At 70.1% G+C, this 10,387-nt stretch carries 9 protein-coding genes and 1 riboswitch; of the genes, 4 read left to right on the top strand and 5 right to left on the bottom strand.

The genetic code is table 11. The features are described 5' to 3' along the window. On the top strand, positions 1-1,192 hold a 1,192-nt coding region (locus tag ACFQ36_RS07710), incomplete at its 5' end, for a cytochrome P450 (RefSeq protein ID WP_377012256.1). A gap of 30 nt (positions 1,193-1,222) precedes the next feature. Here the strand turns inward: ACFQ36_RS07710 and ACFQ36_RS07705 are convergent. Continuing rightward, on the bottom strand, positions 1,223-1,489 hold the full coding sequence (locus ACFQ36_RS07705) for a hypothetical protein (RefSeq protein ID WP_377012254.1): 267 nt from the start codon (positions 1,487-1,489) through the stop codon (positions 1,223-1,225). Positions 1,490-1,514: 25 nt separating this feature from the next. After that, positions 1,515-1,811, bottom strand: a complete 297-nt coding sequence (locus ACFQ36_RS07700) for a hypothetical protein (RefSeq protein ID WP_377012253.1) — start codon at positions 1,809-1,811, stop codon at positions 1,515-1,517. 131 nt (positions 1,812-1,942) lie between these two features. On the opposite strand from ACFQ36_RS07700, the gene ACFQ36_RS07695 reads away from it, so the two are divergent. Continuing rightward, positions 1,943-5,314, top strand: a complete 3,372-nt coding sequence (locus ACFQ36_RS07695; protein WP_377012251.1) for an SNF2-related protein — start codon at positions 1,943-1,945, stop codon at positions 5,312-5,314. 27 nt (positions 5,315-5,341) lie between these two features. Here the strand turns inward: ACFQ36_RS07695 and ACFQ36_RS07690 are convergent, their stop codons facing one another. Next, on the bottom strand, positions 5,342-5,749 hold the full coding sequence (locus ACFQ36_RS07690; RefSeq protein ID WP_377012249.1) for a YchJ family protein: 408 nt from the start codon (positions 5,747-5,749) through the stop codon (positions 5,342-5,344). Between the two features lie 178 nt (positions 5,750-5,927). Between ACFQ36_RS07690 and ACFQ36_RS07685 the strand changes: the two genes are divergently transcribed. After that, positions 5,928-7,010, top strand: coding sequence for an MBL fold metallo-hydrolase (locus ACFQ36_RS07685; RefSeq protein ID WP_377012247.1), 1,083 nt, complete (start codon positions 5,928-5,930; stop codon positions 7,008-7,010). Next, positions 7,007-8,341, top strand: a complete 1,335-nt coding sequence (locus ACFQ36_RS07680; RefSeq protein WP_377012245.1) for an MFS transporter — start codon at positions 7,007-7,009, stop codon at positions 8,339-8,341. Before ACFQ36_RS07685 ends, ACFQ36_RS07680 begins: the two co-directional genes overlap by 4 nt. A 171-nt stretch (positions 8,342-8,512) precedes the next feature. On the opposite strand, the gene ACFQ36_RS07675 is transcribed toward ACFQ36_RS07680, so the two are convergent. Both ACFQ36_RS07675 and ACFQ36_RS07670 read right to left on the bottom strand, forming a co-directional pair. Beyond that, entirely contained in the window at positions 8,513-9,418 is a 906-nt protein-coding gene (locus ACFQ36_RS07675) for a LysR substrate-binding domain-containing protein (RefSeq protein ID WP_377012243.1), read from the bottom strand. 9 nt (positions 9,419-9,427) lie between these two features. After that, the gene (locus ACFQ36_RS07670) at positions 9,428-9,865 is read right to left on the bottom strand and encodes a type II toxin-antitoxin system VapC family toxin (protein WP_377012241.1); all 438 of its coding nucleotides are present in this window, start codon (positions 9,863-9,865) and stop codon (positions 9,428-9,430) included. A gap of 218 nt (positions 9,866-10,083) precedes the next feature. After that, positions 10,084-10,209, bottom strand: a riboswitch (SAM riboswitch). Positions 10,210-10,387 lie beyond the last annotated feature (178 nt).

The raw sequence follows: 10,387 nt of genomic DNA, 5'->3' as shown, positions 1-10,387 counted from the left end.
CGTCGCTCCCGCAGGCGGTGCGCCCGTCGCCGGCTGGCTCGAGCCGGCGGACCTGGCGGCCGATCCCTACCCGGCCTACGCGCGGCTGCGGGCGCAGACGCCGGTGGCCTGGGTGCCGGCACTGAACAGGTACCTGGTCACCGGCTACGCCGAGTGCCACGCGGTGGAGCAGGACCAGGAGCTTTTCTCGGCCAATGTCGGCGGCGCCACGATGAGCCGGGCGCTCGGGGCCCGGCCGATGCTGCGCAAGGACGACCCGGAGCATGCCGCGGACCGCGCGGCGGTGAACCCGACGCTGCGGCCGAAGAACATCAAGGAAGCCTGGGCGCCGGTGTTCGAGCACAATGCCCGCACGTACCTGGAGGTGCTGGCCGGACAGGGCCCGGACGCGGCGGACCTGAACCGGGACTACGCCGCCCCGGTGGCCGCGCAGAACCTGATCGACCTGCTCGGGCTCAAGGATGTGGCAGTGGAGGACATGCGCCGCTGGTCCCACGCCTTCATCGCCGGCACCGGGAACCTGCTCGACGATCCGGAGATCTGGGCCCGCTGCGATGCCGCCCGGGAGGAACTGGACGCCCTGCTGGCCGGACTCGTCCCCTACTACCGGCAGCACCCGGACGGCTCCATCACCTCCGCGCTGGCCAACAGCGGCCTGCCCGACGACAACGTGGCAGCCAACGTGAAGCTGACCATCTCCGGCGGCATGAACGAGCCCCAGCACATGGTCACCAACATCGTCTGGGCGCTGGACCGGCACCCGGAGCAGCGGGCCCGGGTGCTGGCGGACCGGACGCTGTGGCCGGCGGTCTTCGACGAAACCGTGCGCTGGCTCTCCCCGATCGGCATGTACCCGCGCGAAACCACCCGCCCGGTGGTCCTGGGCGGCGTCGAACTGCCGGCGGGTGCGCCGGTTGGCGTCGTCGTCGGGTCCGCGAACCGGGACGAGGCGGTCTTCGCGAACGCGGCGGCCTTCGATATTGCCCGGCCCAAGCAGGCCCACCTGGCCTTCGGGTCCGGCGTGCACCTGTGCGCCGGGCACTGGGCCGCGAAGACCTCGATCGGCCAGTTCGCCGTCCCGCTGCTCTACGACAGGTTCCCCGGCCTGCGCACCGACGAACGCCGGCCCGAGGCCTGGGACGGGTGGGTCTTCCGCGGGCTCACCAGCCTGCCGGTGACCTGGGACAGCTGACGAACGCCCGGCAGGCGGGAAAGGCGCCTGTCAGTCGCTCGGGGTGATATCGGTGGTCAGCCCGCGGTCGTCCGGCTCCTCCCTGTCCTGTTCCTCCGCCGGTCCCGCAGCCTCCGGGGCGCGCACCTCAGTTCCCTGCCCGCCGTCCCGGCCGGCCGCGGGGGCGGCTTCTTCCGGCTCGAAGGTGTTGGGCTCGTTCGTGGCGCCGGCTGCTACCCCGTCGGGGGCATCGGGAACGGTGCTGCCGGTCGGTTCGTCGGGATTGCCCCCGGTGTTGCGCTGGCCTTCGGTGCTCATGATCGTCTCCTTTTCATCTGTCCGGTCAGTGCCGCCGAAAGAGGCGCCGGTACCAGGGGGGCCGCTCGCCGGATTCGTGGTGGGCGTGCTCGTGGCCTTGCTTCTCGAACGGGTCCGCCGCGTCATCCGGGACCGCCCCGGTTTCCCCGGCGACGACGTGCCCGGCACCCGGTCCCGGAATCTGCGCCGCGGCGAGGTTCGGCATCGAGGCTGCCGAACCGGAACCATGCAGCGGCAGCGGACCCATGCCCTGCTCGCGCCGGTTGTCCCGGGGCGCGGGGTTTTCCTGGTTTTCCTGCGGGCGGTTGGGGCCGGCAGCCATGTCCTTCTCCCTCCTGCGTGATGTTGCCGCGTTACTTCCACGGTATTCCCGCCGGGGCCGATTGGTAAGGGCTCTTCTTCCCCGGCACCTTCCCGGCGGATTTGTCGGTGCAGCGTGAAAAGATAGGGGGCATGCCCGAGCAATCCCTCCCCATGGTCGATTCCGGCGAGATCATCCGCCAGGTGGGCGGCGGCGCGTTCGCCCGGGGACAGGGGTATGCGCGGGCCTCCTTCGTCCTCGACCTGGACTGGGATCCGGGCGCCGGCGTGCTGCACAGCCGGGTCAACGGAACCGCCGCGGTGCCCTACCGGTGCCGGATCCGGCTCCAGCCGGCCGCCAGGGACGGCTACCTGCTGGCGGAAAGCTCGTGCAGCTGCCCGGTGGGTTCGCACTGCAAGCATGTGGCGGCCACGCTGCTTTATGCCAACGGCCTGAGGCTGCGCGGCGCGGAGGAACTCCGGGCCCCGGCCGAAGCTGCTCCGGACGCGGGCACGGATGCCGGCCCGGCCTGGCAGCAGTCCCTTGACCAGCTGCTCGGTTCCCCGGATTTCGGTCCGGCTGCGGACCGGTCCGGCGCCGGCCGGCCCGCCGCCCGGCAGAAGACGCCGCTGGGACTGCAGTTCGAGCTGCGTGAGCAGTCCGCGGGGCTCCGGCCGCCCGGCCCGGCCAGGCCCTGGCAGTCCCCGGCACAGCTGCGCCGCGAGCAGCTGTACCGGCCCCGGCTCGGTGTGCGCCCGGTCCTGCTCAACGCCAGGGGCCGCTGGGTAAAGAACCAGCTGCGCTGGAACACCATTAGCTACAAGACCTACGGACTGGACCTGGACCCCGAGCAGCACCGCTGGTTCGCCCAGTTCGTCCCGCTGCACCGGGCCAGCGGCCAGCTGTACTTCGGCGAGGACAATGACTGGCTGTACCTGGAGGAATTCAGCAGCCCGCTGTTGTGGCAGCTCTTCGACGAGGCCCGGCGGCTCGGGATCGAACTGGTCGGCGTGAAGGCGGACACCACGGTGGTGGTCGGAGGTTCCGCCGCGCTGACGCTGGAGGCCAGCGGCAATGACGGCGGCGCCGGCTTCCGCCTGCAGCCGGTGCTGACCATCGACGGCGAGCGGTATCCGGCGGAGTCGGCCGGCGCCATCGGTTCCCACGGCCTCTACAGCTGCGCCGCGGATGGCCGGCTGATCACGCTGGCGCCGGCCGCGGAGCGGTTGAACGACGTCGGCCGGCGCCTGCTGCTGGCGGGCACCGGGCTGGAGGTTCCGGCCCCGGACGCGGAGCACTTCTTCGAACGCTACTTTCCCGTGCTGCACCGGGCCGTCCCGGTGGCCTGCAGCGACGGCTCCGTGCAGCTGCCCGAAATCCTTCCGCCGGTGCTCGTGCTCACGGCCGCCTACGGAACTGACAACACGCTTCAGCTGCACTGGGAGTTCGAATACGCAGCGGGCGGCCGGGCGGTCCGGATGCCGCTGCAGGCCGAATCCGGGCACCGGGGCCGGCGGGACGGCGCGGCCGAAGCATCGGCACTGGCCGCGGCCGGTGCCGTCCCGGGGATCGGCCGCCTGGCCCCGGATCCGTCCCGGCCGGCGGCCGCACTGCAGGACCTCGAGACGCTGGACTTCACCCGCAACGTGCTGCCGCTGCTCGAGGCGCTGGACGGGGTCCGGGTGGACATAACCGGCGGGCGCCCGGAGTACAAGGAGCTGACCGAGGCGCCCGAGCTGATCGTCAGCACGGTTGAATCCGAGCAGCCGGACTGGTTCGACCTGGGCCTGATGGTCAAGGTGGCCGGCCGGGAAATCCCCTTCGGCAATATCTTCAAGGCCCTGTCCCGGGGGCAGAAGAAGCTGCTGCTGGTGGACAAGACCTACCTCTCCCTGGAACAGCCGGTGTTCGACCGCCTTCGCCGGCTGGTGGACGAGGCGCAGCAGCTGCAGGAACGGGACACCGGACCGCTGCGGCTCAGCCGCTACCAGGCCGGCCTTTGGGCCGAGCTGGCGGACCTCGCCGCGGACACGGACCAGGCACCGGGCTGGCGCGAGTCCGTCTCGGGCCTGCTGCGGCTGGACTCGGCAGAACCGGCTCCGGTGCCGGCCGGGCTGCAGGCGCGGCTTCGGCCGTACCAGCAGGAGGGCTTCAACTGGCTCGCGTTCCTGTGGCGGCACCGGCTCGGCGGCATTCTGGCGGACGACATGGGGCTGGGCAAGACGCTGCAGACGCTGGCGCTGATCTGCCATGCCAGGCAGGCCGGGGCCACCGGCCGGGACGGTGCCCCGTTCCTCGTCGTCGCGCCCACTTCCGTGGTACCCAACTGGGTCTCCGAGGCGCACCGGTTCGCCCCCGGGCTGAAGGTGGCAGCCGTGACGGACACCGGGGCGCGCGCCGGCCGCCTGCTGGCGGAGTCCGCGGCCGGCGCCGACATCGTCGTCACCTCCTACACCGTCTTCCGGCTGGACGCCGCGGCCTACCGGAAGCAGGACTGGGCCGGGCTCATCCTGGACGAGGCGCAGTTCGTCAAGAACAAGGCCACCAAGGCCCACCAGGCGGCGCGGACGCTGCCGGTCCCGTTCAAGCTGGCCATCACCGGTACCCCGCTGGAGAACAACCTGATGGAGCTGTGGTCCATCCTCGCCATCGTGGCGCCCGGGCTGTTCCCCTCGGCGCAGAGATTCGCGGACCAGTACCAGCGTCCGATCGAGCGCAGCGGCAGCACCGAGCAGCTGGCCCGGCTGCGGCGCCGGATCCGGCCGCTGATGATGCGCCGGACCAAGGAGGCGGTGGCCCCGGAGCTGCCGGAAAAGCAGGAGCAGATCCTCGAGGTGGAGTTGGAGCCGCGGCACCGGAGGCTCTACGACACCCACCTGCAGCGCGAACGCCAGAAGATCCTGCGCCTGGTCGAGGACATGGACCGCAACCGGTTCACCATTTTCCAGTCCCTGACCCTGCTGCGCCTGCTCTCGCTCGACGCCGCCCTGGTGGACGACAAGTACGACGGCGTGGCCTCGGCGAAGCTGGACGTGCTGTTCGAGCAGCTGCAGGACGTGCTGGCCGAGGGCCACCGCGCCCTGGTCTTCAGCCAGTTCACCAGTTTCCTCAAGCGCGCCGCGGCCCGGCTCGACGCCGCCGGGATCCCGTATGCCTACCTGGACGGCACCACCCGGAACCGGGCCGAGGCCATCGGATCCTTCAAGGACGGCGCCGCACCGTTGTTCCTGATCAGCCTCAAGGCCGGCGGCTTCGGGCTGAACCTGACCGAGGCGGACTACTGCTTCCTGCTGGATCCGTGGTGGAACCCGGCCACCGAGGCCCAGGCCGTGGACCGCATGCACCGGATCGGACAGACGCGCAAGGTGATGGTGTACCGGCTGGTGTCCCGGGGCACGATCGAGGAAAAGGTCATGGCCCTGAAAGAGGGCAAGACCAAGCTGTTCTCCTCGGTGCTGGACGAGGGCACCCCGTTCTCCGCGGCGCTCACGGCCGAGGACGTCCGCGGCCTGCTGGAGGTCTGACCTCCTGCCCGTCCGGCGCCGGGCGCCCTACCGCAGCGCGTCCCGGTAGACCCACCGGCCGTCCTCGCGTACAAAGGTGCTGACCTCCCGCTGCTCCTGCTCCACGCCCCGCAGCCGGTAGCAGGCGCGGAACTGGACCGTGCCCAGCATGTCCGCTTCGCCGCCGCGGACGGTGCGCAGGATCTCCAGCCCCGTCCAATGCCGGGCGGGGTCGAGCTCGACGGATGCGGGCCGTGTCTGCCCGGACCAGGTCCGCAGCAGGTAATCCGCATCCCCGAAGCAGAAGGCCGTGTAGCGCGAGCGCATCAGGGCCACGGCGGTCGCCGGATCCGCTTCGCCGCGGTGGAACGGGGCGCAGCAGGCGCCGTAGCTCCCGCCGCTACCGCAGGGGCAGGGGGCGGACAGGTCCGGGAGCACGAAGGCAGAGGAAGGCATCCGTCCATTATGGGGGCCGCCGTCTCCCCGCGGCCCTCGTATTCCCCGGCGAATACCTGGGCGGCGGGGACGATATAAGCAAAGCCTATGTAGATCTGCAGTTTTACCAGTTTTACAGCGGAATTGTCCGCCCCGATGATGGATGGGAAGTGAGCGGCAACACAAGGAGCTTTCCCATATGAATCCTGCCCATTCCAGCGACCTGCACCCCCGTGTGGTGACCCTCGGCACCGCGGGCGGTCCCCGGTGGTGGACCGGCGCCAGCGCCGGCCAGCGCGCCGGCATCGCTACCGCCGTCGTCGCCGGCGACCGCACCTACCTGGTGGACGCCGGCCACGGCGTGGGCCGCCAGCTGATGCTGGCCGGCCTGCCGATCAGCTCGCTGCGCGGCATCTTCATCACGCACCTGCACTCGGACCACACCATCGACCTGGGCAGCCTGGCCATCTTCGGCATGTTCACGTTCAAGGAAAACCAGCACCGGATCAAGATCATCGGCCCCGGCGACCGCGGCGAGCTGCCCCCGGTGTCTCCGCGCGCCGTCGTGCCGCCGGCACCGGTCTTCCCCAAGCAGCCGACACCCGGAACCGCAGCCATGTTCAGGCACCTGATGGCCGCCTACGCCACGGACCTGAACGACCGGGTCCTGGACGCGCTGCGCCCCTCCCCCTTCGACTACTTCGACGCCGAGGATATCGTGATCCCGGCGGCCAGCGGCTACCATCCCAATGCCAATCCGACCCCGGAGGGCATGGAGCCGTTCGAGATCTACCGCGACGAACTGGTCACCGTCAGCGCCATCCTGGTCAAGCACCCGCCGATGGCCCCGGCCTTCGCGTTCCGCTTCGACACGGCCGCCGGCTCGGTAACCATTTCCGGGGACACCGCCCCGTGCGCCAACCTGGTCCGGCTCGCCCGCGGCACCGACCTGCTGCTGCACGAAGCCATCGACTTCGACTGGGTACAGCGCACCTACGGCGGTGAGGACGCGGATGAAACCGCCCGGGCGTCCATCGACCACCACCGCAAGTCGCACACCAGCCCGTTCGAGGCAGTGGAACTGGCCACCCAGGCCGGGGCCGGGGCGCTGGCCCTGCACCACCTGGTCCCCGGCACCACCCCCGAACATGTCTGGCAGGCCGCCGCGGACGCGTTCGGCGGCCGCTTCCTGATCCCCCAGGACCTGGACGTCATTCCCTTCGGCAGCGTGCCCGCCGCGGCACCTGCCCCTACTCTGGAAGAAATGGTTTCGGCACGATGACCAGCACCATGAACCACCAGCAGACCCGGCAGCCGGCAGGCAACAGCCTGAACACGAAGCAGATGCGGCGCATCCTGGCGTCGAGCTTCATTGGCAGCGCCATCGAGTTCTACGACTTCATCCTCTATGCGACGGCCGCCAGCATCGTGTTCAACCACGTGTTCTTCTCCAACGTGCCGCCGGCGGTGGGCCTGTTCGCCTCCTTCGGCACCCTGGCCGTGGGCTATGTGGCCCGCCCGCTCGGCGGCGCCATTTTCGGCCACTTCGGTGACCGGATCGGCCGCAAGGGCGTGCTCATCGTGTCCATGGTGATGATGGGCGTGGCCACCACCGCCATCGGCCTGCTGCCGACGACGGCACAGATCGGCCTGGCCGCCCCCATCCTGCTGGTGGTGCTGCGCATCGTCCAAGGCTTGGCCGTTGGCGGCGAATGGGGCGGCGCCATGCTCGTGGCCCTGGAGCACGCACCGGCCAAGCGCCGCGGCTTCGCCGCCAGCTTCGCCAACATGGGCGGCCCGGCCGGCGCCGTGCTGGCCACCCTGGTGGTCTCGGCCTTCTCGACCCTGCCCGACGACGCGTTCCTCAGCTGGGGCTGGCGCATCCCGTTCCTGCTGAGCCTGGCCCTGATCGGCATCGGTCTGGTCATCCGGCTGCAGGTGTCCGAAACCCCGCTCTTCCTTGAACTCGAGAACAAGGCGGAAAAGAAGAAGATCCCGGTGGTGGAGGTCTTCACCAAGTACCCGAAAAACCTGGTGCTCGGCACCATCGCCGGCATGAGCTCCTACACCGTGCAGGGCCTGATGACCGTATGGGCCGTCTCCTACGCGGTCGGCGCGGGCGTGGACCGCACCGGGGTGCTCAACGTCAAGGCGGTCGGTGCCACCCTGACCATTGTGGCCATCTGGTTTGCCGCCCGGCTGAGTGACAGGTACGGCCGCAAGCCGGTGATGCTCTGGGGCATGATCGCCGGGGCCGTGCTGGCCTACCCGATCATCTGGCTGTTGCAGACCGACACGCTGTGGGGCTTCGCCATCGGCCTGTTCCTGGCCAACGGCATCATCCAGGGCGTCATTTTCGGCCCGTTCGGCGCCTTCGTGGCCGAGCTGTTCCCCACCCGGATGCGCTACACCGGCGCCTCGCTGACCTACCAGAGCGCCTCCACGCTGGGCGCCGGCTTCACCCCCATGATCGCCAGCGGCCTGGTCCTGGCCGCCGGCGGGGAACTGTGGCTGGTGGCCCTGGCCTGGGCCGTGGCCTTCCTGGTCTGTGCCGCCTGCGTGCTGGCCACGAAGGAAGGCAAGGACCGGGACCTCAGCGGCGAGATGACGTAGGGATTGGGGCGCTCCCGCAGCGTCGGCTTCGCCCGTTCACGGCCTGCCCCGCACGCTCCGCGCGCGGGACCCCTGGCCGCTCTCTTAACGGTCCCCCGCGCCCCACTCAACAGACGACGGCGGCCGGTGCCTTCCCTACGGAAGGCAACGGCCGCCGTCGTCTGTTCCCTGCTACCCGGTGCGCCCGGCCTCCGCGGCGCAGAAATCCATCAGGGCCTGCAGCCGCATGGTCAGCCGCTGGCCCCCCGGATAGGCGAAGCAGATGTCGCTGTGGCCGATCTCGCCGTCGATCTCGGCACAGACCAGCGGCAGCCCCTCGTAGCTCAGGTCCAGCGGCGGACGCTGGATCAGCACGGTATAGCCCAGCCCGCGGGCCACCATGCCGCGGACCGCCTCGAAGCTGGTGGAACGCCAGGCGATCTTCGGGTCCAGCCCCGAGGCGCGCAGGTTCGGCAGCTGGTTGTCCCGTACGGACGGAATATCCAGCAGCACCATGTCCTCCCCGGCCAGCTCGCGCAGCGCGATCTTGTCCCGCCCCGCCAGCCGGTGCCCGGCGCCGAGCAGGATATACGGCCGGCCCTCCTTGACCACCCGCATCCGCAGCCCGCCGACCACGTGCCGGGTATGGGTCAGCACCGCATCCAGCCGGCCGTCAAGCAGCTGCTTCTGCAACTCCTCCGGGTCCCCTTCGGTAATGGCCAGCTCCAGCTTTGGGTTCGGCGCCGCAAAGCCTGCGGTCATGGCCGGGACCCAGAAGGCCGAAAGCGTGGTGTAGCAGCCGATGGCCAGCGGCCCGGCCAGTTCGTCCTGGCGCTCGACGATGGTCGCCTGCAGCTCCTCGGCCTGGTGCAGCAGGGCGCGGGCGTCGGGGAGGAACCGGTGGCCGGCACTGGTCAGCGTGGCCCCCTTGGCCTTGTGCCGGACCACCAGCTGGGTGCCCACGGCCTTTTCCAGCTCCGTGACGGCCAGGGAGATACCGGCCTGGGAGACACGGCAGACATCCGCGGCCGCGCTGAGCGAGCCATGGTCGGCCACGGCCACAAAGTATTCGACCTGACGCAGGGTATACCGGAACATAAGGAAATCCTAGGTCCCGGCCCCTGCCTCCACATCCTGCCCCGTTTTCCAGGGGTCGACCGCCGGCACGGCCAGCTGCCGGTAGTTCTCCGCATTCCGCGAGACGACGGTGAGGTGCTTGTGCAGCGCGGTGGCGGCAATCAGGGCCTCCACGGCCGACACCCCGGCACGCCCGTCCACCGGGCCCCAGAGCGCGGCCACGGCGGTGTCGACCGGAAGGATGTTGGCGGCAAAGCGCTCCCTGAGCTCGTCCAGCCAGCCTTCAACCTCCCGGAACTGCAGGTCCTGGCGGCCCAGCCGGTACAGCTCGCCGAACGTCAGGGCGGACAAGTAGACCCGCAGGTGCCGGCGCTGGCGGAGGAACTCAACGACGGCCGGGTGCGGGTTCGGGCGGCGCAACTCGGCGACGACGGCGGTATCGAGCAGCAGTCCGGCCTGCGGGCTCATCCGCCGGTTCCGCCCGGACGGGGCTGCAGCGCGGCAGAGCCGGAGGCCGGTGCCAGCAGGAAATCCACGAAGGCTTGCCGCGTGGAGGCCAGCGCCTCATAATCCTCGATGCTGACCGCAAGGTATTGCCCGCGGGTGCGTCCGGCAGCAGCCGGACCAGCGGAGGGGCCGGGGGACGGAAATGTATTCATGAGCGGGCGGCGGATGCCGCGTCCTTTCGCGAGCTCTTGCCCGCACCGGTTACCTCCAAAGGCGAATGCGGGCCGCTTCTTCATCCGAACCACCCAACGAGCGCGGGGTTGGTATGTGACCAAGTCGGAGCTTGGCGGCCACAGTTCTTGAAGCTGGTTGCGAGTATAACGGGATCGGGTGCAGTGCGTGGGCCGGTTCCGGCCAAAACGGGCAATGTGTCCGTTCCGCGTAACAGGACGCAAAGCTGCGTAACGGGCGGGTCTGCAAAACCGTCGGCAGCGGGTGGTAGGACTGATCATGTCGGGCACCGGACGCTCTTCAGGAAGCAGA

The sequence above is a fragment of the Arthrobacter sp. GCM10027362 genome (assembly GCF_042679445.1).
GTDB lineage: Bacteria > Actinomycetota > Actinomycetes > Actinomycetales > Micrococcaceae > Crystallibacter.
The sequence above is the reverse complement of the archived record's forward strand: the minus strand, read 5'-3'. Positions and strand labels throughout refer to the sequence as shown.

What these genes read in the sequence shown, in the direction of transcription:
- ACFQ36_RS07705 (WP_377012254.1), bottom strand. Translation starts at nt 1,489, where the DNA reads ATGAGCACCGAAGGCCAGCGCAACACCGGGGGCAATCCCGACGAACCG.
- ACFQ36_RS07700 (WP_377012253.1), bottom strand. Translation starts at nt 1,811, where the DNA reads ATGGCTGCCGGCCCCAACCGCCCGCAGGAAAACCAGGAAAACCCCGCG.
- ACFQ36_RS07695 (WP_377012251.1), top strand. Translation starts at nt 1,943, where the DNA reads ATGCCCGAGCAATCCCTCCCCATGGTCGATTCCGGCGAGATCATCCGC.
- ACFQ36_RS07685 (WP_377012247.1), top strand. Translation starts at nt 5,928, where the DNA reads ATGAATCCTGCCCATTCCAGCGACCTGCACCCCCGTGTGGTGACCCTC.
- ACFQ36_RS07690 (WP_377012249.1), bottom strand. Translation starts at nt 5,749, where the DNA reads ATGCCTTCCTCTGCCTTCGTGCTCCCGGACCTGTCCGCCCCCTGCCCC.
- ACFQ36_RS07680 (WP_377012245.1), top strand. Translation starts at nt 7,007, where the DNA reads ATGACCAGCACCATGAACCACCAGCAGACCCGGCAGCCGGCAGGCAAC.
- ACFQ36_RS07670 (WP_377012241.1), bottom strand. Translation starts at nt 9,865, where the DNA reads ATGAGCCCGCAGGCCGGACTGCTGCTCGATACCGCCGTCGTCGCCGAG.
- ACFQ36_RS07675 (WP_377012243.1), bottom strand. Translation starts at nt 9,418, where the DNA reads ATGTTCCGGTATACCCTGCGTCAGGTCGAATACTTTGTGGCCGTGGCC.